This window comes from Pedobacter frigidisoli (assembly GCF_004331675.1).
GTDB classification, from domain to species: Bacteria; Bacteroidota; Bacteroidia; order Sphingobacteriales; family Sphingobacteriaceae; genus Pedobacter; species Pedobacter frigidisoli.
On record NZ_SJSN01000022.1, the window covers coordinates 25,301 to 50,968 of the forward strand.

General features: G+C 35.8%; 24 protein-coding genes. 14 read left to right on the forward strand and 10 right to left on the reverse strand.

Annotated elements, in window-relative coordinates:
* The first annotated feature begins 30 nt into the window (after positions 1 to 30).
* Together EZ449_RS20390 and EZ449_RS20395 are read left to right on the forward strand one after the other, a co-directional pair.
* A complete protein-coding gene (locus EZ449_RS20390; RefSeq protein WP_131562406.1) occupies positions 31 to 1,080 on the forward strand; it encodes an aldose epimerase family protein in 1,050 nt (349 codons plus the stop codon).
* 3 nt (positions 1,081 to 1,083) lie between these two features.
* Positions 1,084 to 1,479: a DUF1398 domain-containing protein gene (locus EZ449_RS20395; RefSeq protein ID WP_131562408.1), complete on the forward strand. Its 396-nt coding sequence runs from the start codon at positions 1,084 to 1,086 to the stop codon at positions 1,477 to 1,479.
* Between the two features lie 367 nt (positions 1,480 to 1,846).
* Here the strand turns inward: EZ449_RS20395 and EZ449_RS20400 are convergent, their stop codons facing one another.
* Genes EZ449_RS20400 through ribD form a run of 4 tightly spaced genes read right to left on the reverse strand, consistent with a single transcriptional unit; the run spans position 1,847 to position 5,256 of the window.
* Positions 1,847 to 2,707 carry a nucleoside phosphorylase gene (locus EZ449_RS20400; protein ID WP_131562410.1) on the reverse strand — a complete coding sequence of 287 codons (861 nt, stop codon included), beginning with the start codon at positions 2,705 to 2,707 and terminating at the stop codon, positions 1,847 to 1,849.
* Between the two features lie 32 nt (positions 2,708 to 2,739).
* Positions 2,740 to 3,354 (reverse strand): IMPACT family protein, encoded by a 615-nt coding sequence (locus EZ449_RS20405; protein WP_131562411.1) that lies wholly within the window; start codon positions 3,352 to 3,354, stop codon positions 2,740 to 2,742.
* Positions 3,344 to 4,204 (reverse strand): DMT family transporter, encoded by an 861-nt coding sequence (locus EZ449_RS20410; RefSeq protein WP_131562413.1) that lies wholly within the window; start codon positions 4,202 to 4,204, stop codon positions 3,344 to 3,346. The genes EZ449_RS20405 and EZ449_RS20410 overlap by 11 nt, the downstream gene beginning before the upstream one ends.
* Positions 4,201 to 5,256, reverse strand: coding sequence for a bifunctional diaminohydroxyphosphoribosylaminopyrimidine deaminase/5-amino-6-(5-phosphoribosylamino)uracil reductase RibD (gene ribD / locus EZ449_RS20415; RefSeq protein ID WP_131562416.1), 1,056 nt, complete (start codon positions 5,254 to 5,256; stop codon positions 4,201 to 4,203). Before ribD ends, EZ449_RS20410 begins: the two co-directional genes overlap by 4 nt.
* Positions 5,257 to 5,336: 80 nt before the next feature.
* Here ribD and prmC point away from each other — a divergent pair, with 80 nt between their 5' ends.
* On the forward strand, positions 5,337 to 6,191 hold the full coding sequence (gene prmC, locus EZ449_RS20420; RefSeq protein WP_131562418.1) for a peptide chain release factor N(5)-glutamine methyltransferase: 855 nt from the start codon (positions 5,337 to 5,339) through the stop codon (positions 6,189 to 6,191).
* Positions 6,192 to 6,201: 10 nt separating this feature from the next.
* Here the strand turns inward: prmC and xerD are convergent, their stop codons facing one another.
* Positions 6,202 to 7,098 carry a site-specific tyrosine recombinase XerD gene (xerD, locus tag EZ449_RS20425; protein ID WP_131562420.1) on the reverse strand — a complete coding sequence of 299 codons (897 nt, stop codon included), beginning with the start codon at positions 7,096 to 7,098 and terminating at the stop codon, positions 6,202 to 6,204.
* 234 nt (positions 7,099 to 7,332) lie between these two features.
* Between xerD and aroQ the strand changes: the two genes are divergently transcribed.
* The gene (aroQ, locus tag EZ449_RS20430; RefSeq protein ID WP_131562422.1) at positions 7,333 to 7,749 is read left to right on the forward strand and encodes a type II 3-dehydroquinate dehydratase; all 417 of its coding nucleotides are present in this window, start codon (positions 7,333 to 7,335) and stop codon (positions 7,747 to 7,749) included.
* A 10-nt stretch (positions 7,750 to 7,759) separates the two neighbouring features.
* The gene (locus tag EZ449_RS20435; RefSeq protein ID WP_131562424.1) at positions 7,760 to 8,485 is read left to right on the forward strand and encodes a TlpA family protein disulfide reductase; all 726 of its coding nucleotides are present in this window, start codon (positions 7,760 to 7,762) and stop codon (positions 8,483 to 8,485) included.
* Here EZ449_RS20435 and EZ449_RS20440 read toward each other — a convergent pair.
* Positions 8,478 to 9,491, reverse strand: coding sequence for a glycosyltransferase family 2 protein (locus EZ449_RS20440; protein WP_131562426.1), 1,014 nt, complete (start codon positions 9,489 to 9,491; stop codon positions 8,478 to 8,480). The two genes, EZ449_RS20435 and EZ449_RS20440, sit on opposite strands and share 8 nt — an antisense overlap.
* Before the next feature lie 5 nt (positions 9,492 to 9,496).
* Positions 9,497 to 10,378 (reverse strand): lysophospholipid acyltransferase family protein, encoded by an 882-nt coding sequence (locus EZ449_RS20445; RefSeq protein WP_131562428.1) that lies wholly within the window; start codon positions 10,376 to 10,378, stop codon positions 9,497 to 9,499.
* Positions 10,379 to 10,417: 39 nt separating this feature from the next.
* Here EZ449_RS20445 and EZ449_RS20450 point away from each other — a divergent pair, with 39 nt between their 5' ends.
* The 4 genes from EZ449_RS20450 (at position 10,418) to bioB (ending at position 14,600) form a co-directional block, all read left to right on the forward strand.
* Positions 10,418 to 11,029, forward strand: a complete 612-nt coding sequence (locus tag EZ449_RS20450; protein ID WP_131562430.1) for a WbqC family protein — start codon at positions 10,418 to 10,420, stop codon at positions 11,027 to 11,029.
* 1 nt (position 11,030) lies between these two features.
* Positions 11,031 to 12,152 (forward strand): magnesium/cobalt transporter CorA, encoded by a 1,122-nt coding sequence (corA, locus tag EZ449_RS20455; RefSeq protein ID WP_165499823.1) that lies wholly within the window; start codon positions 11,031 to 11,033, stop codon positions 12,150 to 12,152.
* 76 nt (positions 12,153 to 12,228) lie between these two features.
* Entirely contained in the window at positions 12,229 to 13,578 is a 1,350-nt protein-coding gene (mgtE, locus tag EZ449_RS20460) for a magnesium transporter (RefSeq protein ID WP_131562432.1), read from the forward strand.
* 20 nt (positions 13,579 to 13,598) lie between these two features.
* Positions 13,599 to 14,600, forward strand: a complete 1,002-nt coding sequence (gene bioB, locus EZ449_RS20465; RefSeq protein ID WP_131562433.1) for a biotin synthase BioB — start codon at positions 13,599 to 13,601, stop codon at positions 14,598 to 14,600.
* A 59-nt stretch (positions 14,601 to 14,659) separates the two neighbouring features.
* Here bioB and EZ449_RS20470 read toward each other — a convergent pair whose 3' ends face one another.
* Entirely contained in the window at positions 14,660 to 15,070 is a 411-nt protein-coding gene (locus EZ449_RS20470; RefSeq protein WP_131562435.1) for an organic hydroperoxide resistance protein, read from the reverse strand.
* Between the two features lie 409 nt (positions 15,071 to 15,479).
* Here EZ449_RS20470 and EZ449_RS20475 point away from each other — a divergent pair, with 409 nt between their 5' ends.
* From EZ449_RS20475 to EZ449_RS20485, 3 genes are read left to right on the forward strand one after another with little or no spacing between them, the layout of a single operon-like run.
* Positions 15,480 to 17,876: a gliding motility-associated C-terminal domain-containing protein gene (locus EZ449_RS20475; protein WP_131562437.1), complete on the forward strand. Its 2,397-nt coding sequence runs from the start codon at positions 15,480 to 15,482 to the stop codon at positions 17,874 to 17,876.
* Positions 17,876 to 18,871 carry a PorP/SprF family type IX secretion system membrane protein gene (locus EZ449_RS20480; RefSeq protein ID WP_131562439.1) on the forward strand — a complete coding sequence of 332 codons (996 nt, stop codon included), beginning with the start codon at positions 17,876 to 17,878 and terminating at the stop codon, positions 18,869 to 18,871. The genes EZ449_RS20475 and EZ449_RS20480 overlap by 1 nt, the downstream gene beginning before the upstream one ends.
* A gap of 4 nt (positions 18,872 to 18,875) precedes the next feature.
* The gene (locus EZ449_RS20485; protein WP_131562441.1) at positions 18,876 to 19,316 is read left to right on the forward strand and encodes a hypothetical protein; all 441 of its coding nucleotides are present in this window, start codon (positions 18,876 to 18,878) and stop codon (positions 19,314 to 19,316) included.
* Here EZ449_RS20485 and EZ449_RS20490 read toward each other — a convergent pair.
* The gene (locus tag EZ449_RS20490; protein ID WP_131562443.1) at positions 19,313 to 21,472 is read right to left on the reverse strand and encodes an FUSC family protein; all 2,160 of its coding nucleotides are present in this window, start codon (positions 21,470 to 21,472) and stop codon (positions 19,313 to 19,315) included. The genes EZ449_RS20485 and EZ449_RS20490 overlap by 4 nt on opposite strands.
* Before the next feature lie 766 nt (positions 21,473 to 22,238).
* Here EZ449_RS20490 and EZ449_RS20495 point away from each other — a divergent pair.
* Together EZ449_RS20495 and EZ449_RS20500 are read left to right on the forward strand one after the other, a co-directional pair.
* Positions 22,239 to 23,591 carry a PhoH family protein gene (locus tag EZ449_RS20495; RefSeq protein WP_131562445.1) on the forward strand — a complete coding sequence of 451 codons (1,353 nt, stop codon included), beginning with the start codon at positions 22,239 to 22,241 and terminating at the stop codon, positions 23,589 to 23,591.
* Positions 23,592 to 23,700: 109 nt separating this feature from the next.
* A complete protein-coding gene (locus EZ449_RS20500) occupies positions 23,701 to 24,408 on the forward strand; it encodes a hypothetical protein (RefSeq protein ID WP_131562446.1) in 708 nt (235 codons plus the stop codon).
* Between the two features lies 1 nt (position 24,409).
* On the opposite strand, the gene EZ449_RS20505 is transcribed toward EZ449_RS20500, so the two are convergent.
* Positions 24,410 to 25,621: a TCR/Tet family MFS transporter gene (locus EZ449_RS20505; protein WP_131562448.1), complete on the reverse strand. Its 1,212-nt coding sequence runs from the start codon at positions 25,619 to 25,621 to the stop codon at positions 24,410 to 24,412.
* Positions 25,622 to 25,668 lie beyond the last annotated feature (47 nt).

Genomic DNA, 25,668 nt, shown 5'->3' on the forward strand with positions numbered 1-25,668 from the left:
TTAGGAAACAAAAGCCCTAAGTTACAATTTATGAGCGTTCAGCAAATACCAACAGGAAAATTTATTGATGGCGAAGAAGTTATCGCAATCGAACTAACCAATAATAAAGGCACTTACGTTAAAATATTTAATTACGGTGCAATTATTAACAAATTCATCGTCAAAAATGCCAAGGGTGAAATGCAGGATATTGTACTTGGTTTCGACACTATTGAGCAATATCTAGATCCAGAATATGTGGCAAATGGTGTTTACCTGGGCGCCGTTATTGGCAGGTATGCAAATAGAATTAAGGGTGGCCAATTTACAATTGATGGCGAAACCTATCAATTGGCTCAGAATAACGGAAAAGATACCTTACATGGCGGTATAGTTGGTTTCGATAAGAAAGTTTGGGATGTTTTGGAGATCGAAGATGAAGATCAATCGATAGTTACCTTGCAATATGAAAGTGTTGATGGAGAAGAGCATTTTCCTGGAAACCTAATTGTCGATTTAACTTTTGAACTCACCGAAAATGATGAACTGATTTTAAGTTACGAAGCAGAAACAGATCAAACTACTGCGATAAACTTAACTCATCATGGTTATTTTAATTTGGCACCAAATGGTGGAAACATACGTGAGCATAAACAACAGATTTTTGCTTCTAATTATTTAGAGCAAGATGATAATTTTTGTGTTACTGGCAAACTTATTCCAGTTGCGGGCACCCCACTAGATTTTACTGTTGCCAAGGAAATTGGTAAGGATTGGGATCCAGAGGTGGGCTACGATCAAACTTTTGTGCTTGATAAAATTTATGGCGACTTATCATTAGCCAGTAAAACAGCTGAAGCCGAGAGCGGTTTAACACTTAGCGTTTACACAACAGAGCCTGTTGCACATTTATATACAGCTAAATATTTAGTAGCAAGAAGTGGAAAAGGAGGAAAGGATTATGCTGCTTACGATGCGTTTTGTATTGAAACACAGCATCATCCGAATGCGATTAACATTCCCGAATTTCCTAGCACAGTATTAAAGCCCGATGATTTGTACACGCAAACTACCATTTACAAAGTATCATTAAATAAATAAATTATGTTTACCATAGAGAATATTCAGGCAGCAGAATCCAAAATTAAAACCGGAGCAGATTTTCCCCAATTTATAAAGGAGATTAAGGAAATGGGCATCACCAGAAATGATGTTTATGTTTCCAACGGCTTATCTATCTATTTTGATAATGAAGATAAATCGCTCCAAGCTAGCCCAAATGAATACCCAAGTTTGGTTATAAATGATGAGCCCTCGGTTGAGAAACTTCAACATGCCTTAACAGTACACCAGAAAGGTGAGACTGACTATTTTACATTTTGTAAGCAGGCCGCAGATGCAGGTGTGGAGAAATGGGTAATTGATTTGGAAGAAATGACTTGTACTTACTTGGACGCTGAGGGAAACGAATTGGTAAAGGAAAAAATCCCTATTGTGTAGACCTAAAATAAAATTTTAAGATGGTCTGCATTTCCAGATCATTTTTTTTTGTAAATCAATTGCAGTAATTATTGGCAAATTTGTTCCCGCCATTGTTGCAATCTTTTCGTGAAGGTTAGAGCTGTGTTTTAAGATCTGCATCGAAAAGGATTTCCACGACTGTCGGGTTTGGATTGGAATGGGAGCAGGCCTTGGCTACATGGCATGGTGCCAATATTCCTAAACCTGATATAAGTGGAAAACCCGCCTCCCGATTTTCTACCGAGCAATTGGCACTGAAGCAGCATCGGGAGCGGATTTGAAACATTAGCAGGGCTGCAGCAAGCTAAAGATTTCTGGCTTTCATTTTCTAATCATTTTCGAGATTCTAAATCCTTTCCAGAACCATTTTAATGGCTTGCTCCACGATTTTATTAGGTTCCTTACTAAATTCAAAATTTACCCGGCTGGCCAAAATTGCATTGATCGACAGCGCTTGATGGCCTAAAATCTTTGCTAAAGCATAAATTCCTGCGGTTTCCATTTCTAAATTGGTAATTCGATATTGATTGCTGTGGAAACTATTAATTAGGCTAATAAAATTTGGAACAGCGTTTTTGGCCCTTACAATTCTACCTTGTGGCGCATAAAAACCTGGTGCCGTAATGGTAATTCCTTTTGGCAAATCCTTGCCAATGGTATTTAATAATGTTTCACTTGCCGCTGTTAGGTAAGGATTAATATTTTCAAGGTTTCCGAAATGAATCTTAATTTCATCCATCAGAACCTGTTCATCGTTTGATAGTTCATGAACATAATAATTCATTAACGCATCCATCCCTAAACCATGCGATGAGGCTAAAATCGTTCCCATCGGGATATCTTTTTGAACTGCCCCAGATGTGCCAACACGAATAATATTTAAGGATGTAAGTTCCTTTTTAACTTCACGGCTTTCGAAATCTACATTAACCAAGACATCTAATTCGTTGAAAACAATATCGATATTATCGGTTCCAATACCGGTTGAAAGTACAGTAATTCGCTTTTTACCCACATAACCGGTATGCGTTATGAATTCGCGTTTGCCCTTTTCAAATTCGATACTATCGAAATATTTACTCACTTCGCCAACACGATCAGGGTCGCCGACTGTAATTACGGTTTCCGCAACATCGCCTGGCAAAAGATTAAGGTGATATATACTTCCATCAGGATTGATGATTAAGTCGCTATCGGATATTTTCATGAGATTGTGATAGATTAAATTTGGTTAGGCAATTAAACAGTCTGCAAATATTTTAGCTTCGCATTTTCAACTTTATCAAACTTACTTAAAACTTGGTTGAGTTGTGCTTTTCTAACCTCAAATTTAAGTGTACAATTGGTATCGAAGTTTTGCCCAAGAACTTGCAAGTTTTCATCCTTAACTAATTTCATCACATCATTCATTTGTAGGTAATCGAAATTTATTTCGTAGATATCATTTACCGTTTTACTAATAATATTCGATTCTGTAATTGCTACTATACTAGCACATTTATAAGCATTAATTAAACCTGGAACACCTAATAAAGTCCCACCGAAATAACGAACTACCACAATTAAAATATTAGTAATATCCTCAGATAATAAGCAGTTAAGAATCGGTCTCCCGGCAGTTCCAGATGGTTCTCCATCATCGTTAATTCTAAAAATGGAACGATCTGGTGTTAATCGATATGCATAACAAAAATGCCTGGCTTTTGAATGCTCAGCTCTTAGATTTGTTATAATGGGCTTAACCTCATCTTCCGACCGAATAGGATAGGCAATGGCGATAAATTTACTTCCCTTATCTCGAAAAATACCCTCGGCGGCTTTTTCTATGGTTTTATAGGTATCATCAAACAGCATCTTGCGAAAGTTTAATGAAGACAACAGCCGCGAGTGCTAAAAGAATTCCAAGGTAGTTTAACTTGGTCAGTTTTTCTTTAAAAGCAATAATTCCAATTAAACTGCCAACAATGATTACCCCTAAATTCATAGCAGCGAATACTGTTGATGGATTTTCTGCCAACGCCTTATGGGCTTTCATATAAAACAAAATGTTACCGAAATTAAAAAGTCCGAGGATTAATCCACAAGCCAAATTTACCAACTGAATTTTTATTTTACCATGAATAACCATCACCGTTACGATGATTAGTGAAACAATAAACGATAAACAAAAAACCGTAAAAAGTGAAGTGGTGTAGGGTAGTGCTTTGTACAATGCGATTTGTTTGAAAAGTACATCTATCACACCAAAACCAACAAAAACCATAACAGGATATACCCAATTCCCTTTTTTATCTTCTTCTGTTTTGCGTAGAAAAGTTAAAAGAATTGCCGGAAACCCAATACATAGGCCAATTATTTTGAGGTAATTAAAATCTTCCTGAAAAATAAAATAGGCAGCTAAAATTGGAATAAATAACGATAAGCGCTGGGCGATATCGGTTTTAACAATTCCTAAATTTTTAATGGATGCAGCCAAGAATAAAAAGATTGTCGGTAGCAATATGGCCAAAGCAATATATATTGGCCATGGTGCGGCTGAAGTTACAAGTTTAACATCGGGCTTAAAAAAGAAAAAACACAACGCTAAAGCAGTTAAATAGTTTACAGTTACGGCTTGAATAATGCTGATTTGATAACGCTTTGCCAGCTTTAATAAGATAGCAACAGTAACACTACAAAAAATGCTTAATAAAATGTATATCATTTAGTTATATCGTTTATATACATGGAGAGTTTATCTGATCCAATTTGAATTTGTTCTTGTATATTACCGTTAATTGTAGGTGATGGGATGCCGCTATCCCAACTATTAGATGAGGTAAATACACGAGCTTCATCCCACAGGTTTGAATCTAAAAATTGCTTTAAAATGTTAGCGCCACCTTCTATAATTACAGATTGAATATCCATTAAATAAAGCTGGAAAGCTATTTTTTGTGCCAGATAAAAGTGCATATCTTCCATTTGGATGTAATGGATGTTTTCGATAACATCGGTTTTAACCTCATTAAAAATGATGGTTTTAGCTTCGTTATTGTAGATATGATTGGTATGTGGAACTTCCAGATTTTTATCAATTACTAAGCGAATTGGATTCTTTCCAACCCATTCTCTGGCCGTTAAGTGTGGATTATCGATAATCGCCGTTTGCTTTCCAATAAGAATGGCGTCTTCTTCAGTTCGCCATTGATGTGCTAAACGTTTCGCAAGAGCACCACTAATCCACTTTTGGTGACCGCCAATTGTTGCGAAATAACCATTTGCGGTTTCCGCCCACTTTAAGATAATGTATGGCCGTTGTTGTTGTATCCTAGTGAAAAACCTGCGATTGAAATATTTACATTCCTCATCTAAAATACCGCTCACAACTTCGATCCCAGCATTTTTTAATTTTTCTAATCCTTTTCCATCCACACCAGAAAATGGATCTCTGTTGCCAATAACTACTTTTTTAATTTGATGCTTGACAAAAAGATCAGCACATGGTGGTGTTTTTCCAAAATGCGCACAAGGCTCAAGATTAACGTAAGCAGTTGCTTGTTTAAGTAATTCTTCTGCTCGATCTCCGAATTTATCAAAAACAGCTTTCACTGCATTGGGCTCTGCATGAGCTTTCCCAAATTCCTGATGATAACCCTCGCCGATGATTTTCCCATCAACAACAATGACACAGCCCACCATTGGGTTTGGACTTACGTTTCCGATTGCCAGCGATGCCAGCTCTAGACAGCGTTTAATGTAGAATTCATCGCTCATTAGCGCAAAAATAGTAAAAATTGACTGATGGATTTGATAAATCAGAATTGATACGGTTACAAATAAGTAAATTTGTGCCAATGAAAATTGGAGAATTAGAAGAACATTATGTTTTGGAGTTGGAACAACTTTACGACGAGTATGAAGCAAAAGCATTATTCAGCTTGGCAGCCGAAAACGTTCTGGAATTTTCTCCAACCAAGTTGAGGCTGATGAAAGAAAGTTCTACCGATTTCATCCATTTTCAAAAATTGCTGACGATTTTAAATGATTTGAAGATTGGGAAGCCTATTCAGCACATTTTAGGTGAAGCTCACTTCTACGGATCTATTTTTAAGGTTGATGAAAATGTACTTATTCCAAGGCCAGAAACAGAAGAACTGGTGGATTGGATTATTTCAGTGGTCAATTCGAAATCTCCAGCTAGCCATCTAAATATACTCGATATTGGAACCGGATCTGGTTGTATTCCAATTACCTTAAAAAAGTATTTACTAAATGCCGAAGTTTCAACTTTGGATGTTTCTTTAGCTGCAATTAATGTAGCTAAAGAAAATGCAGATTCAATTGGAGTTACAATCAATTTTATTAACGCAGATATATTGAACTTTGCTACTGAAGCTAAATTTGATATTATAGTTAGTAATCCGCCGTATATCAGAGATTTAGAAAAAGCTCAAATGCATAATAATGTTCTAGTTCATGAGCCGCATTTAGCTTTATTTGTGAGTGATGAAAACCCATTAATTTTCTATAAAGCGATTGCTGATTTTGCCAAAACAAATCTAAAACCTGATGGCGAACTTTATTTTGAAATCAATGAATATCTGGCTACAGAAACTATCGAAATGCTTCAGCAGAAAGGCTTTGTAGAAATTGAATTGAAGCAAGATATGCAAGGTAAAGATAGAATGATTAAAACAAGACTCCTTTAAGAGGTGTGGTTTAAGATCTTGGGTGAAATTGCGTAATCACTTCTCGCAAATAATCTCGATCTACATGTGTGTAAATTTCAGTTGTGGTAATGCTTGAGTGACCTAACATTTCCTGAACGGCTCTTAAATCGGCACCACCTTCAATTAAATGCGTTGCGAACGAATGCCTTAAAGTGTGTGGACTAATTGTTTTTTTTAATCCAATTGCTACGGCAAGGCTTTTAATTAAGTTAAAAATCGAAATCCTTGAAAGTTTTGCGCCGAAGCGATTCAGGAAGATGAAATCTTCGTTTCCTTTTTTGATGCTCATGTGTACTCTAACTTGCGTTAAATAAATATCTAAAAGTTTTAGGGCAACACCACCAATAGGAACCAAACGTTCTTTATTTCCCTTACCAATTACTTTTACAAATTCAATTTGAGGATACAGATTGGAGATTTTAAGCTCCGTTAATTCTGTAACCCTCAATCCGCAACCATATAAAACCTCAATAATGGCCTTATTGCGCATTCCCTCAGGCTTAGAGGCATCAATCGCAGAAATCAGCTCATTGATCTCGTGAATATTCAAAGTATCCGGTAATTTTCTACTCAATTTTGGAGCTTCAATTAATGCCGTAGGATCATTTTGAATAAGTTCTTCCAGCATTAAATATTTGAAAAAAGCTTTTAAACCCGAAATTACTCTCGCTTGTGTACTGGCTTGCGTACCCAATTCGTTTAGCCAGGAAATGAATGACTTTAAATCAGCAACCTTAATATCAGTCAACTTTGGCTCTAGTGACAAGGATTGAAAGTATTGGATCAGTTTATCCAAATCACCTAAATAAGCATCGACAGAATTTCCAGAAAGTGAGCGCTCTAACTTTAGATAAGACTTAAATCCTTTAATATATGATTGCCACACAGAATTAAAATTTACGTGATTTTAGATTAACATCATCATATTTTGTGATAGGATGAAATCAAATCTGTTTTCAATTATTGACGAGTTGTAAAGTTAGTTAAGTTTTATGATTGAAAAGGAATACCAAAAAATGGAATTTACAATACAGTTTAAAAAACCTAATATTGCAATATCAATTCTTTTAATTAACAATAACATCGATCCTGAAAATCTTTAAATCATATTAATCCTGAAATGAAAATACAAATTATAAACGGTCCGAATTTAAATCTTTTGGGTGTTCGTGAGCCATCAATTTATGGCAATACAAGTATTGAAGATTACGTAAAAGAACTTAAATCAATTTATCCATTAATAGAAATCGACTATTATCAAAGTAATGTTGAGGGAGAGCTCATCAACAAACTTCATGAAATTGGTTTCAGCTATGACGGCATTGTTTTAAATGCAGGTGGTTATACACATACGTCTGTAGCCATTGCAGATGCGATTTCGGCCATTAAAACACCGGTGGTTGAAGTTCATATTTCTAATATTTATGCCAGAGAAGAATATCGTCACGTTTCTTTAACAGGTAAAAATTGCCAAGGTGTTTTAACGGGATTTGGCATGAAAGGCTATCGTTTGGCTATTGAAAGTTTGTTAGGTTAATTAAAACGCTATGTTAAAAAAGCTCTTATTTATCGTTTTCATTTTTGCTGCATTAGTTGGAAAAGCGCAAACAAACACTGCACTGCCTAAAAATAAAATTGATGAAAACTCAATCGTAAGGGGTGAGGATGGGATGGTTTATCCCTATGCTATTTGGAAGAAATTAATGTCGACTGGCAAGTACGGTTTAAGAAGTCGGGGTACAAATACTGATAGTGGAAACCCAGAATATTTAGTTTATGAACTATCTGCTGAACAAAAAGCTACTTATTTTGCTAGAATGGCGAAACCTAGAATTAGCGATTCGTTCAAGGAAAACGATGATTTTAAGGGTTTTAAAGCAACAGATATGAACGGCAACAAGTTCGATCTGCGGGAAGCCAGGGGAAAGGTTATTGTGCTCAATTTTTGGTTCATTAACTGTCCGCCATGCAGGCAAGAAATTCCGCAATTAAATGAGCTGGTTGCAGAATATAAAAATAATCCAGATGTGATTTTTCTCGCCATTGCAACTGATGAAAAGTACGATCTTAAGAACTTTCTCAAAACCAATCCTTACAATTATAATATTATTGATGGAGGAAGTTACCTTGCAAGCAAATATGGCGTAAAGCTTTATCCAACCCATGCCATTATCGATAAAAATGGAAAGGTAAAATTTGGAACAGTTGGCCTAGCTTCCAATACAATTTACTGGATAAAAAAATCGATTGATGATTCTTTAGCGGCTAATTAAGCTTAGAAAAGTATTTTATTTTCTTGATAAAAAAGGCCCAAACCACGCTTTTGTTATAAACTCCAGCATGTTTAGTGTATGGTTTTTGAATAGCCGCTCTTTTCTTGTTGGTTTTAGCAATCGACTTAATAAAATGCCAATGGCCTTTACTTACCGCTAGTGTAAACTTAGGTTTGCCCGATAAAAGGAAATGCCACCAAGCGATAAAATCAATCCACATCCTAATGGTGATTCTAAAAATTGCATCACCTGCGGGAAGATTCTTCTGCATAATAATGAGGTTATTCCTAAAGTTTAAATAGGTTTTGAATGGGTTTTCTGTTTGTAAAGTTCCACCGCCGACATGATAAACCTCAGCCTCGGGGCAGAACATTATTTTATAATTCAGGTTTTTTAAGCGCCAACATAAATCTATTTCCTCCATGTGAGCGAAAAGATCAGCATCTAATCCGCCAGTTTCGATCCAACATTTGCTTTTGATGAAGAAAGCCGCTCCACTTGCCCAAAAAACTTCTTTTTGTGCATTGTATTGGCCTTGATCAAACTCATAAACATTAAATAATCGTCCGCGGCAAAAAGGGTAGGCGTAAATATCCAAGTAACCACCAGCCGCACCTGCATATTCAAATTGATTTTTATCGAGTTGCCATTTAATTTTAGGTTGCGCTGCTGCAATTTGTGCATCACTTTCCATTAAATCGATAACGGGTTGAATCCAATTGGGCGTAACCTCCACATCAGAATTTAAAAGCACAAAATAATCTGCCTCTACACGTTCCAAAACCTTGTTGTATCCTCCGGCAAAACCATAATTCAAATCGTTTTTGATGATTTTAACGGTTGGAAAGTTTTTCTCTAGAAATGAGACAGAATCATCTGTAGAAGCGTTATCTCCAACAATTATTTGCAGGTTATCATATTCAGAAAGTAATACTCCTGATAAAAATTGCTGTAAAAATGCCTTACCATTCCAGTTTAATATGACTACGGCTACTGAGGGACTCATTCGTGTTATTCGGGTTTAAATTTCCAACGTTTATGGCTCCAAAGCCAATATTGTGGCTGTTCTTTAATAATATCTTCTAAAAATTTGAAATGCAGATTGGTGATTTCAAATTCATTCATTTTTGATGGATCGAGGCACATCGGCAAAACCTCAACATGGTAATAACCTTTTTTAACAACCGTTACCTTGAAATAATAAATTGGTCGGTTGGTAGATTTTGCAATCTTCTCTACACCCAATAATGCAGCAGTAGGCTGGTGCAAAAAATCGACAAAATACTTCGTTTCTTCGCGTGTTGGCGATTGATCGCTGGCAAAACACAACAAAGTTGGTTCGTTTTTATAGGTTGCCATTCCTCGTAAGGTTTGGCGCATGGCGATAAAAATATTGCCGTAATTAGTTCTCAATTTGTTAAACCAAGCCTCGAAAATTTTGTTATTTATGGGTTTAAAAATCACCAATGTTTTAGCAGAAATGGCAGCTACGTTAATACCCAAGGCTAATGTTCCTAATTCCCAGTTGCCATAATGACCAGTACAAGCCAGAACACTTTCACCAGATTTAAAATGAACAGCTAATTGTTCCAAGCCTTTAAATTTAACACGTTGAAGTACTTCTTTTTCAGAAATGGTAGTAAGTTTAATGATTTCAAAAATCAATTCAGCCAGGTATCTGAAATATTTCTTTTCGATACTAATGATTTCGGAAGTAGATTTTTCTGGAAAAGAATGAGTGAGATTCTGCCTCACAACTTTTTTTCTATATCCAATTACGTAATAAAGCAGATAATATAGTAATCTTGCAAAAAAGAATAGCAAGGGCAGAGGCAACAGCGACAATAGGTATAAAAAAAATACGCCTAGATGCGCAATTCCTCTTTTAATCATTATTTTTAAAACGTTTCAGCTACAAACATAAATTTTCAAATGCAAAATACAGCTATACTTCCTTTATTTTATCTTCCACCAGTTGGTTACTTTAGTCTATTGCAAAAGGTTAGTCCCGATTTTTTAATCGAGAAACAGGAACATTTGGTAAAGCAAACTTATAGGAATAGGGCATGTGTTTATTCTCCTAATGGAAAATTGGATATTACAGTTCCCATCATTAAGGGATCAAAAACGCACAGGAAAATGAAAGATGTTCGCATTAGCTATGATTTTAAATGGCAGCGGTTGCATTGGTTAAGCCTGGAAAGTTGTTACAGAAGTTCGGCCTATTTCGAATTTTATGAAGACGAATTATCAAGATTTTACAATGAAAAATTTGAATTCTTATTTGATTACAACCTAGAGCTGCTAGAATGGCTGGGTAAAAAATTGAAACTCAATATTGAGTTTAATGTAACAAGCGAATATTTTGATGATATAAAACCTGAATTAGATTATAGAGGGATAATGAACCCAAAAAAAACTGAAGATATTGTAAACAATAAACCATATTATCAGGTTTTTGAAGACAGACATCAATTTTTGCCCAACTTAAGCATTGTTGATTTGTTATTTAATCAAGGTCCGCAGGCTAGATTATATTTGTAAAATGGGAAAAAACAAGCCACGTGCACGTCATAAACATTATAAGGTACCAGAACCTGGAACTAGCCCGGGTTTATATGAAATTGATCAAGATGCTTTAAAACCTAAAATTGTTCTTCATACCTATAATGATAAAAGTTATAAGAAAGAGGAATTAAAGGATATTAATAACATCGATAAGCTGGTTCAGAATAAGGATTTCAACTATTGGTTTGATATTAAGGGCTTGGCTGATCCCAATATTTTTGAAACTCTATACAATAAATTCGATATCAGTCGGCTTGTTCTGGAAGATATCACCAGTTCTTATCAACGCCCAAAACTGGATGAATACGATAACGACAAATATATTTTTGCAGTAAGCAGACACCTTTATTTAAATGAGGATAACATCCTTACCAATGATCAGATCTCGTTTATTTTATCAGAAAGAACGTTAATAACCTTTCAAGAGACTTATGCCGATTGTTTTGAACCCGTTAGGAAAAGGCTAGAAGTTGGCAAAGGAAATATCCGTATTGGTGGAAGCAGTTATTTAATGTACGCCATTATGGATGTGATTGTAGATAATTATTTTTCGCTTTTAAATTTCTGGGGAGAAGAATTGGATGCGATTGAAGATCGTTTATTTGATAATCCTGATAAGCGGATCATGTTTGATACACAAGCCATTAAGCGATCTTTGATTACCATTAGAAAAGTAGCTTGGCCTGAGCGTGATAAACTTAACGATATTATTCGTACGGATAGTGCTCTGATTTCAGATCTGACTAAAACCTACATGAAAGATGCTTACGATCATTGCATCCAGATTATTGATTTTATTGAATCACTGAAAGAAATTGCATCAGCCAATATAGATATGAATCTCTCCATCATTAGCAATAGAATGAATGAGATTATGAAAGTGCTCACCATTATTTCATCCATATTTATTCCATTAACCTTTATTGCTGGTATCTACGGGATGAATTTCAGTCGTGAAGATCCGGTTACTGGAAAAGTTTTACCAGATAATATGCCCGAGCTTTACAGTCCGCATGGCTATATGTGGACTTGGATTGTGATGGCGGTAATAGCGGTTCTTCAGGTAATTTATTTCTGGCGCAGAGGTTGGTTTAAATAAGGATAAATTGCGTTTAAAAATTTTCAACTGCATTTAATATTAGTAGCTTTAGAAAGTTTTATGGTTAGGTAATTAGATGCAGTCATTCGAGATAGATAAAAGCGATGTACTAAAGGTTAAAAATGCAATTTTAGCTGGTGATGAAACTTTAAAAGAGGTTTTAGCAGATTATCATGCTTCAGAAATTGCAAAACTTTTCGAGCGTTTAGATAAGTCTGAACAACAGCACATTATCAATCTTCTTCCTACGGAAGTTGCTTCAGAAATTATTTCTGAGATGCATGAAGAATCCCATCCAGAGGATTTATTATTTAAACTCCACCCCGATAAGCGTACAGAAATTGTTGAAGAACTCGATTATGATGACGCAACTGATATTATTTCGCAGTTAGAAGATCATGAGCAAAACGAAATTCTAGAAAATCTCGATGCAGAAGACGCTTCAGAAATTAGAAACCTTTTAACCTACGACGAGAAAACCGCCGGTGGTTTAATGAACACGGAATTAATCTGTGTAAACATTAATCTTACTAAAAAGGATGCTATTGATGAGATTATCCGCCAGAGCGAGGAAATGGAAGAATTTTACACCATTTACGTAGTAGATGATGATAAAATTTTCAAAGGAATTGTTTCACTAAAAGATATTATCAAGGCGAAACACAATGCACAAATTACCGAATTGGTAAAAATGGATGCTGTTTATGTTCATCCAAATACCGATCAGGAAGAAGTAGCGAATCTAATTTCTCAATATAATTTAACTAGTATTCCAGTAATCGATGATCACCAAAAATTATTAGGTCGAGTAACATTTGATGATGTTATTGATGTAATGGAAGCGGAAAGTACCGAAGATATCTTAAAAATTTCTGGGGTTTCTGAAGATGAGGAATTAAGTGGTAATTGGGTCGAGGCTGTAAAATCTCGGCTTCCTTGGTTAATTATCAATCTTGGCACTGCGTTTTTAGCTTCATCGGTAGTTCGCTATTTTGATCCAACTATAAAACTTATTCCATCATTAGCGGCCTACATGACAATTATTGCCGGAATGGGCGGAAATGCTGCAACACAAGCACTTGCGGTTACTGTCCGACGGATTTCTTTATATGACTTAAGTGATAACCAAGCATACCGAACGGTGCTGAAAGAATTTACTGTGGGATTAATTAATGGTGCGGCAAATGGTTTAATCGTATTTATTTTTGCTTTCTTTTTTGATGGAAACCCCATGTTAGGTTTGGTTATCTTCTTGGCTATGACGGGGAATCTCGTTATTGCTGGCATTACCGGTGCCGGAATTCCTTTAATTCTGAAACGTGTAGGTATCGATCCAGCCATTGCATCCTCTATTATTATTACTACTTTTACCGATGTTTTTGGCTTCCTTTTAATTTTAGGATTGGCCAGTAAACTATTACTATAGAACAAAAAATCCTGATCCCGATGCAAACAACAAGACACGATTGGAGCAAAGAAGAAATATTTGAAATTTATAACAGACCATTTTTAGATTTGGTTTATGAGGCCGCAAGCATCCACAGAGAAAACAAAGATTATAATGAAGTTCAGGTAAGTTCATTAATCTCGATTAAAACTGGCGGCTGTGCCGAAGATTGTTCATACTGCCCACAAGCGGCTCGTTACCACACAGAATTAGAGGTTCAACCGCTTATGCAAGTTAGCCAAGTGGTTAATGCCGCTGTTAAGGCAAAAGAGGGTGGCGCATCTCGCTTATGTATGGGTGCAGCTTGGAGAGAAGTTCGCGATAATCGCGATTTCGATCGCGTTATTGAAATGGTTAAAGCCGTTAACGACATGGATATGGAAGTTTGCTGTACTTTAGGTATGCTTACAGAAAACCAGGCACAACGTTTAGCTGATGCAGGATTATATGCTTACAATCATAATATAGATACTTCTGAGGATGATTACAAACGCATTATTTCTACGAGAACTTTTGATGATCGCTTAAATACCATTAAAAATGTACGTAAGGCAAAATTAACTGTTTGTAGCGGCGGAATTATTGGTTTAGGTGAAACTGTTGAAGATCGTGTTTCGATGTTACAGACTTTATCTAACATGGAAAAACACCCTGAATCAGTTCCTGTTAATGCTTTAGTTCCTGTTAAGGGTACGCCATTGGAAGATCAACCTCGTGTTCCGATTTGGGATATGGTGAGGATGATTGCTACCGCTCGTATTGTAATGCCGAATTCGGTCGTGCGCTTATCAGCTGGAAGAAATGAAATGAGTACTTTAGAACAGGCGTTTTGCTTTATGGCAGGAGCAAGCTCTATTTTTGCTGGAGATAAATTATTAACTACACCAAATCCAGCTTTTGTGGATGATATGGCCATGTTTGAGTTATTAGGACTTAAAACTAGAGATGCTTTTAAAAACGGCAGACCAGCGAATACTAGAATTGAACAAGAAGCTGTATAGCTAAAAATTTAAGCATAAAAAAAGCGGCATTTGCCGCTTTTTTTGTTGTATAAAGTATTCTAAACTGCTGTAACCCTAACATCAATATTTCCTTTTACGGCTTTTGAATAAGGGCAGGCTCTGTGTGCTTTATCGGCTATCGATTGTGCTTCCTCATGCGAAATACCTGGTATGTGCACATCCAAATCAGCAGATAATGCAAATGAGTTTCCATCCTTGTTAAAAGATACCAAAACTTTCACATTTGCCTCACTTACATCTACGCCCTCACGTTCAGCAATAGAACCTAGTGCGCCTAAATAACATGGACCCCAAGCTGCTGCGAATAATTCTTCAGGATTGGTAGCTCCACCTTGTCCACCTAATTCTTTCGGTTTCCTAAGTTCAAAATCTAAAATCCCATCACTAGATTTAATGTGTCCGTCTCTTCCTCCAGTAGCTGTAACTTCAGCTGTATATAGCTTTTCCATAATATTTTAAGTTTTTAATACAGTATTAACAATCTGCTGATGGCTTTGTTTTGTATGATAAATTTGTCGTATAAGATTGAAATAGCATAACCTGAATCGTTTTAGGTAAAAGAATAATAGACTTGGTAAAAAAAACAAAGATCCTAATCAAGCTATTATTTAGCAATGATCGTATTATCTTAAAAGGCAAATTGGCGCTGAAAAGTATATATATATTTAGTAATCAATAACTTATAAGGAGGTATCATTAATGCATCAACTGATTAATCATTTCTAGATACTCATTTATAATTAAACATTCGTGTAAAAAACAGTTCATCCATCTTGACAGTACAACTGTGGATATACTAAAACAATATTTTTACATCATAACTGTTTAAATCGTCCCCCGTTGATAAATAGATTGTTTTTGATGCTGCTAATAGCCAGTTTTGCTATGCCATCGATTTTGTACGCTCAATCCTGCCCGGAGAATATCGGTTTTGAAAATGGAAATTTTCAGAACTGGAAGATATCTAATGGTGTGACTACCATTTCGAACAACAAAAACATTGTTACCACCAACGAAATCGCCAACCCAGCTTATGGTAGGCACACCGTAATTAGCGACAAAAACTTAACCGATCCTTATGGTGGCTTTGCTTTAGTTCCAGCATCAGGTGGCAATTTCTCTGTAAAACTTGGTAATAACGGAACTGGTGCTCAGGTGGATGGTATTTCTTACTTAATCAATATTCCTACAAATAGACCAGAATTTACGCTTACCTATCAATACGCGGTTGTTTTAGAAGATCCAAATCACTTACCAAATGAGCAGCCTCGATTTATTGCCCGAGTAAAGGATTTAGAGAAAAATGAATACATTCCCTGTGCATCATTCGAATATATAGCCACATCATCACTCCCAGGTTTCAAGAAATCGAAGTCAAATGCAACGGTTATCTATAAAGAATGGTCACCAGTCACCATTAACTTATCTGGTTATCAAGGCAAACAATTATTAATAGAGTTTATTAGTGCAGATTGTACGTTGGGAGGGCATTTTGGTTATGCTTATGTAGATGTAAATAACTTATGTGGAGATCTTATAATCGGCAATACTTATTGTAAAAGTACTGCTCAGCTCAATATTTCTGGCCCAAGTGGTTTCCAGAATTACAATTGGTTTAATGAAGATAGATCTGTGAAATATGGCTCTGGCCAGTCAATTGTAATTAAACCTACACCAGCAGAAAGTTCGAAAGTTATTTTAGATTTAACTCCATATTCTGGATTTGGTTGCCCCAGTTCGATTAGTGCCATCGTTCATAGCGTAGATTACCAAGTCCAGGTTTTGGAGAAAAATTTGGTTTGTCAAAACACAGAAATTGATTTAACAAGTACTGAATATATTTTAAACAAATCTGCTGAGTTTACTTATCTAATTTATGAGGATAAAGATTTAACCAAACAGTTAAATGGACCGATAAGAATAAGCGGCAATACAAAATATTATATTAAGGCAACCAATTATAAGGGATGCGAGAGTTTTGCTACCATCGATATTTCGGTTTTCGATCTTACGAATGTAACCGTTAAAAATCCGGAAGTTGCCTGCTATAATGAATTTATTGATATCACAAAAGATGAACTTTATTCTGATTTAACAAGTGTTGCGAGAAGTTATTACACTGATATAAATGCGACTCAAATCTTGGCTGATCCTAAAAACATTAAAGTTTCGGCCAAATATTTCGTGAAACTGAGTAATAATTATGGCTGTAATAAGATTCTTCCTATTGATGTTGTTATCAATCCCAAACCAATTTTAAAAATTACTGATCCTGCTGCAGTTTGTTTTCCTGCCAAAGTTGATATTACGGCAAATCATAATTTTGCTGGTAGCGATGCATCCTTTACTTATGCCTTTTATGAAGATCAAGCTTTAACTAAGTCTGTTATCGATCCTAAAAATATCGAAAAAAGCGCTACTTATTCCGTTAAAGCAACAAATAACCTAGGATGTGCTGTATCTGGCCAGATTAATGTCGTTGTAAATGAACTACCGGTTTTAGCTGTAAAGGATCCCAGTGCGGTTTGTTATCCAGAAAAGGTAGATATCACTTCATTAGCATTATACCAAGGTTCATCAGCAAATATTAGTTATACTTTCTTTTATGATCAGGATTTAACGAACAAAATTGTTTATCCAAAAGCTATTAATCAAACAGGAACCTATTATGTAAAAGCAACGAATTCTACTGGCTGTTTCGTTGTTGGAAAAATTAACGTGGTGGTAAATTCACTTCCCACAATTGTGTTAAACAAGCCAAATCCTATTTTTGATTACAACTTTATAGATCTTACTTCAGCAAAGATTATCAAAGGGAGCAAGAGTTTTGTAAAAGCCAGTTATTTTGAAGATGCAGCTTTAACAAGGCCAATTGCTAATCCAACCAAAATAAACAAGGCTGGTGTGTATTATATTTCTTTACAAAACGACAAAGGCTGTTCAGTATCAGCCTCAATTGAATTAAATATTTTACCACAACCAAAAATTATCGTTCCAACAGCATTCACGCCTCATAAAGAAACCAATAATCGATTATATCCATTTTTGGTTAGCATCCAAAAGTTAACCAGTTTTAAGGTTTTTAATAAATGGGGAATTCTGGTTTATCAAACCGATGCCTTGGCAAATGGCGGTTGGGATGGTCAATTTAAGAGCAAAATGCAACCCTTGGAAACCTTTTCTTGGTTTGCCGAGGGCATCGATACGTTTGGAGGTAAATATCAATCAACAGGAAAAACCATACTGATACTGTAATGTACAAATCGCTACTCATCACCTTATTGTGCTTAGCTACATTATGTTGTGCTGCACAAGACCCAAAGTTTTCGCAATACTTTGCGGCTCCACTAACTTTAAACCCAGCTTATACAGGTTTTTTTGATGGTGAATATCGATTTGCAGCCAATACCCGCCAGCAGTGGGGAAACTTAGGCGATCCCTATAATACCTACAGCGTTTCGGGTGATGTTAAACTTGTTGAGGATGAAAATTTTACAAACAGTGTTTTTAGTTTAGGCTTAAGCGGACTTTTCGATGAATCATTTAATGGAGCACTAAAATCGCAATACGTTAGCGCTAGTGTTTCATATTATCAATATCTAGATGTTCAACATAAATTTAAGTTTGGTTTAGCGCCTCAGGTATCCTACGTTTCTAAATATTTAGATTACAACAAACTTACCTTTGCTTCTCAGTATACCGATGGTGGTTTTGATTCATCAATGCCAAATTACCTCGATTTAAAAAACGATAAAACTTCCTATTTTGATGTCAATATTGGGGCAAACTTTGCGGCAAGTTTCGATCGGGTGAGCTTTGCAGTTGGTTATGCGCAATATCACTTAACTAAACCCCAAGAAAGCTTATTAAGCAATAGCAGTGAAGTGGTAGCCGCCAGAAAAACAGCAACTTTTGGGATGCTTTACCTCCTTAATAACTACGTTGATTTAAATTTCACTGGGGTTTACAATGTGCAACGAAATAACAAGGATACCATATTCGGAACCGTTTTAGGCTTTAAGCCCAATGATGAAACCCGCATGAAACTCCATTTCGGTAAGTGGTATAAATTTAACGAAGCGTCATTTTATCCGTACCTCGGCGTTGCAGTAGGAAATGTAAGTGCTGGAATGAATTACACCGTTTACGGAAGCAAATTATTAAGTGCAACGCCACGTACTTATGAATTGTCATTAATATATCGACACAATAATTTTAAAGGTTTTAAAGTTCCATGTCCTAAATTTTAATCTTATGAAAACGGCATTATTTTTATTTGCTTTTATGGCTTTCGGAAAAATGGGTTATTGCCAGCAAGTCAAGCAAAGCATCGATTATCAATACTTTAGAGATGATAAAAGCTATTATGCATTTGAGTTGTTTAAAAACTCTAATAACGGAATGGATGATCAATTGATGATCAATTTCACCTCAAATAGCAGTTTTAAAAAGATAGAAAAAATATATGTAAAAGCAGGCGAGGTAGAATTGAGGTTGAAATTTAAAGTCCGAGAAGAAACTGTTAAATCTGATAATCCAGAACAGAAATTTTATCCGATAGTTTTTAATGGAAAGGATCTGGAGAATAAGAAATTACCTTGCAATGCCCAAATTATTTTCAAGTTGGATAACGGGACCTCTTACTCATTGCCTTTCAGTACCTGCAACGTAATCGAGTTCATCGCCAAAAATTAGAGCTTAACCTTTACCGATAATTTATAAATATCGTAAGCTACCTTTTGAATCAGATCAAACTGTTCTGGAATCAGATCTTGTCCTTTTTGTATGGATAAGCCTGTATCGTTTAACCTAATCAACGGAACATTATCAATCGTACTTTTTCCATCCAAAAGATTTGTAATCGAGGCATCCAACAAATAATCCGTATTGTTCGACATTGGTTTTAGCGCATCAAAACTTTCAAAAGTAAACTCATGCTCCTTATTATAAAGGGATAAGGTTGCAATGTAGGAGGAAAGTAAATGACTTAAAGCTGTAAATTGATGAACTTCCTTAATATACAATTGCTTGCTTTTAGGCTCAGAAAACATTCGTTGAAACAGTGATGCCAAGTTGGCTGTGCTCACAAAAACTTCTTTTCTGGCCAATTTATAATCCGTTCTATTGTACGCCTTTTCAAAATACATCCGGGCAACTTGCTCATAATAAGCTTTGTTGGCCTTAATAATATTCAACATTGCTTCTTTCAACTTTTCATGTTCCCAAGTAGGAAAGAGCGAATAACTGGCTAGCAAGGCAATTCCAGAACCAATAAATGTATCGTAAATCCTTTCTCGGGCCAAGGCGATTGATCCCATTCCGAGGAAATCAAAGAGAATAAGAATATAGGGTGTCATAAAAAGTACACTTACCACATAATTCTTCCTTTGAAAACTGTAACTGCCAATCATACAAATCAACAGGATTATAAAAAGCGCATGTTTATCGTGAACATAACTCACTACCGCCATCCCTACAAATGCCCCGATGGTAGTTCCAATTAAGCGTTGATAGTTGCGCTCTTTGGTGAGACTAAATCCTGGTTTTGAGATCACAAGAATCGTTAGCAAAATCCAATAACTATGAGAGAAATTTAAGATCTGTGAAACGATAAATCCTAAGGACATTACCACAGTAACCCTTAAAGAATGCCTAAAAGTAGATGAGCTGTAGGTGAGGTTATCCTTAAATAAATCAAAATCGAACTTTTGTCTGGTGATAAATTTTTCTCGATCTACTTCCGCTTGGCGAATATCCTTACTGGTTCTAACCTTAAAGTAACTGTAAATTGTTTTTACTCTGGATAGGATATTCTCAATGTTTACTTCAATATTTTTTAGGGCGATGATTCCAATGGTGCTGTATTCCTGATTGGTATTATTGGTTTCCAGTTGATTGATCTTAATTTTTAGGCGTTCTATCTCGATTAATAATCTTTTAGAAAGAACCGGTTTTCCACCACTTTTTAACGCAAAAGCAATATCATCCAATGCATAAGAAATCCTTTTAATGGCCATCTCATAATCTGATAAAATTCCAGCTTTATCAAATTGATCGTGTAATTGCTGATAGTTATAATAGGTTGACATCACTTGCTCAAACAAATCGACCATATCTACAAAGATCAAAAGGAGAAATCTACCCTCAGGGCTTGAATCTCTCACCATCTCTCTGGTTCGAAAAAGTAATTCTCTTACGGCATCTTGCTTTTCGTGAACTAAAACTTGCAATTGAATTAAATCTGCATAAGTTTTATCGTAGTTATTATTCTGGTGATAAAACTTTGCTTTCTCCCTCAAAAATTCTGCAACCTCTAAAATAGAATCACTTAATGATTGCTGCACCAACCTAAAAGGGCGCAATCGATAAACGAAATAACTTAAACCCGTGTACCATAAACTTCCGGCAAGCACCATAAATCCATGAATAAGCACATCTTGCCAAGGGCGGACATCATCGATACTCAACACCATAATTAAAAGCACGGCAGTTCCAACTGAGGCAGCACGAACGCCATATATATAGAACATGGAAAAGATGAAGCTAGATATAGCCAATAAAAAACCAATGAAATAATGGCTTTTGTTGGTTAATCCAGTTAATATCGAAAACACAAAAATAAGTGCTGTGGTAACCAACATCGCATTCCTACGATGAACCATTGGACCCGGACTATCAACCACACTCACACATAATGCGCCCAAGGAAAGTGTCATGCCGTAAGTGAGCATGCCAAATTGTGCCAGAATTAGTGAGGGGAGGAGTACGCCTATTGTAATGCGCAAGCCGTCTGCAAAATACGTACTCAATAAAAAGTCTTGTATATTTCGAATGGGTTGCCTAATCTGCATGGTACAAAAATAACATAATATGGATGTTTTTTATTGACCATAAAATTAAGTTTTTCAGAAAATTTTGATTTTTAGGCAGAAAGAGGCTACTTAATTGATGGTTAAAAACTTAGCAATTGTTTATAAGATCGACTTCCATAAATGTTAATAACCTAATCGATATGAGTTTTGAGCTATATTGAAGCCATTAAATAACTTTTTAACATGTTGATAAACAGGTTATTTAGGTTAATAACTTTGTTTATAAAAACAATCATTTTTCTCTTGACAAATAAGCGATTCGATAGTAAATTAGATGATATCAAATACGAAGTACTTTGAATTCTGACAAAACAATCCAAAAGAGATAAAGCACCGAAAGGGAAATTATTTCGGATTTGTTCACAGGGAAAACGATTGATTTCAGAAAGGGTTAAACCGATTAAGAATATACATTAGGTAATCGCAAGATTCGAAAATAAGAAAATCGCACAGGCCCAAACAGAGCTTATTGAAAACTAGGAAGTTTAAGGACGGAATAGTTGGAAATAAATTTTCAAGAGTTGCAAAAGTCGCAAGGCCAAGCAAATAACGGAAAAATCAGAGTAACAAGAATTAGGTGCCTTGAAACACAACCACGGTTGATTTTAGGGTTAAAACGGGGAACTGAATCGAAAGAAGAAGAACCCCGTTTTTATTTTGCCCAAAATTTGGAAAGATGCATCTTTAAATCAAAAAGAATTTTCAAATCTTCTGCAAATTATGGGTAAAAGATTAAATTTACCACATGGCCAAAAAAGGTAAACCAGTTTCCAATCCATCAAAAAAGATTTTCGTTTTAGATACTTCTGTTATCCTTTACGATCATGATGCTATCAACAATTTTCACGAGCACGATGTAGCCATTCCCATTCAGGTTTTAGAAGAGCTTGATAATTTTAAAAGTGGAAACGACACCAGAAATTTCGAAGCTCGAAGTTTTATTCGATTAATTGATCAAACATCACAGCAAAAACTGATCAGCGATTGGGTAACCATTAAAGCGCCCAACGCTGGCAAATTTAAAGTCGTGTTGAACGAAAAGCCTTTAAAAACAGATGCTGAAGTAGTTTTTGGTAAAGGCAAAACAGATCACAAAATCCTAAATGCCGCTCTATTTCTTCGTGAGGAAAATCCTGATAAAAAGGTTGTTTTGGTTTCCAAAGATATTTGTTTGCGCTTAAAAGCAAAGGCACTTGACTTATTTGCCGAAGATTACGAAACTGGCAAAATCAAGAATGTAGATGAACTTTATGCAGGCAAAACGGAACTGATTAATTTCTCTGAAACGATTATTGATGAGGTAAAAAAAGAAAAGTTTCTCGATTCCGCAGCATTAGAACTGCCAGCAAGAAGTGGTAATCACTTTTATGTTTTGAGGAATAAGCGCAAAGTGGCCAATGTGTTTTATAACCACAACTTAAAAATCCTATCATCGGTTTCTACAGAAGCAATTTTCAAAATCAAACCAAAAAATATTGAGCAGGCTTTCGCCATTCATGCACTTCTCGATCCAGAAATCAAGCTGGTAAGCATACAGGGAAACGCGGGAACCGGGAAAACACTTTTAGCATTAGCAAGTGCCTTAGAACAGCGCAAAAATTTCCGCCAAATTTACGTTACACGACCTATTGTGTCGTTAAGCAACAAGGACATTGGCTTTTTACCTGGCGATGCAAAATCAAAAACAGATCCGTTTATGGCGCCCATTTGGGATAATCTCCGATTTATAAAGGAACAATTTATCGGCGATGATAAGATGTCGGCCAAGATTGATGAATTAATCGTTACCGAAAAAATTGCCATCGCACCCTTGGCTTTTATTCGTGGAAGAACGCTCACCAAGATCTTTTTTATTATTGATGAAGCACAAAATTTAACTCCACACGAAGTTAAAACGATTATTTCCAGAGCTGGAGAGCATACAAAGATCGTTTTCACTGGAGATATTTATCAAATAGATACACCTTATTTGGATTCGGAAAGTAATGGTCTATCGTATTTAATTGAGAATGCTAAAAATCACCCACTTTATGCACACATCACTTTACAAAAAGGGGAAAGAAGTGAATTGGCAAATCTTGCCAACGAATTGCTTTAAGTTTACTATTTTGCTCCACAATTAATTTTATAGCGCTAAATTTTCACTCTTGGGCTCGACGTTTTCTTTATTTATAGTGCTGGTTGCGCTTCGCATAATGAACAATTATGTGAGCAAGAACGCCAACAAACCTCTTATCACCGAAAACCCAAACATCAGCGAAAACCGAATAGAGAATTATTCGCCAATGGTTTTTCACCTGGTGATTATCGTAATCATTTTAATTTCTTGTTTTACACCAGGAATTTTGAGTGCGGAGAAAATTGGAATTTTAGTAGCTGATGGTATTTTTCAATTTGTAAGTACGGTGTTAATCGTGATTATAGGTTTAATAAATCCCTTCGTTTCCTTTTCGCCCGAAACAAGATTAAAAATAGAACAGCTGGCTTCAGTACCCAAAGGGGAATGGTTAAATTGGTTTTTAAAAAATCGTAATTGGCAATTAATAAAAGCACTTTTTTGCATTTTAATTGTAGCTTATTTCATTTACAATAAATACCTGGTGATCCCAAACTTTAATCAAGGCACAATCTCAAGCATCGCCATCATATTGATTCTCTTTTTCGTATTTGGAAACATTATTCAACTCATTAAAAACCCGGTGCTGTTTAAACAGAAAACGATATTCAGAATGTCTATGCTTTTCCGCTCTTTTAAATTATCTTTTTTTATCTCAATAGGGTTGATATTGGTAATATTTATTACCTCAGCGCTATTAAAATTGAATATTGATAAAATGGTAAATGTCCAAGGAATTGTATTGCTGGTTTACAATGTTGTAATGGCTTACAACGAATACAAAATCCTCAACGCTTAAATTAATGATATTTCCGTAAGGCTCTAATGGCGATAAATAATCCAATTAGGGTTAAGAAAGCACTAAATATAAATGGCGCACCGGGAAAATAGAGCGGTGTTCCATCTTGGATAAAATACACGAAAATATGGCTCGCCAAGAAAGGCCCAATAATGGCGGCCAAACTTTGTAGGCTAGTGGTTATCCCTTGTATTTCTCCCTGTGCATTCTCCGGAACTTGATTCGAAATGATACTTTGCATTGCTGGTCCACCGATTCCTGCTAAACAATAGGGAATAATGAAAAGCATCATCATTAAGCCATTTGCCGCAAAGGCAAAGCAAACAAAACCTATTACATATAAAATCAAACCAAAATAAATCGCTTTTCTATTTCCAATTTTGGGGATAATAATCCGAATTAATCCACCTTGAACAATGGCTACCAACAAACCAACAACGCCTAAGGAGTAGCCGATCATGGTAGAATCCCATTTAAATTTTTCGATAACATAGTACGACCAGTTCGATTGAACTGAATGACTTGCGACATATAATAATAGGAGTGTGGCCAACAAACCCAAAATGGCTGGGTATTTAGATGCTGTAAAAAATGATCCAATAGGGTTGGCCCGTTTCCAAGAAAACTTTCTTCTGTTGACTTTTGATAAAGATTCAGGCAGAATAAAATAACCATATAGCCAGTTTACGAGCGCTAATCCTGCAGAAATCATAAAAGGAACCCTTAAACCAAATGTGCTGAATAAGCCACCGATGACTGGACCCAGAATAAAACCCACACCAAAAGCGGCGCCAACTAAACCGAAATTTTGGGCTTTCTTCTCCGGTTCTGAAATATCTGCAATGTAGGCCATGGCTGTAGTAAAACTGGCTCCAGTAATGCCAGCGATTATCCGCCCAATAAATAACCAGAAAATTGATGGCGCAAATGATAAAAAGATGTAATCTATTCCGAGTCCGAATAAGGAGAAAAGCAAGATTGGCCTACGACCATATTGATCACTCAAACCGCCCATGATGGGTGAAAAAATAAACTGAGCCAAGGCAAAAGCAACCATTAAATATCCGCCGTAATCTGCCGCCACACTTACACTTCCACCTGTAAACTCCTGAATCAGTTTTGGTAGAACAGGAATAATGATTCCGAAACCTGTAAAATCTATCAAGAGTGTGATCATGATAAATACCATTGCCGATTTTTTTTCTTTTGCCATAGTGTTTGTGGTTACTAAACAAAAATAGAATTTTAGGTTAATAAATT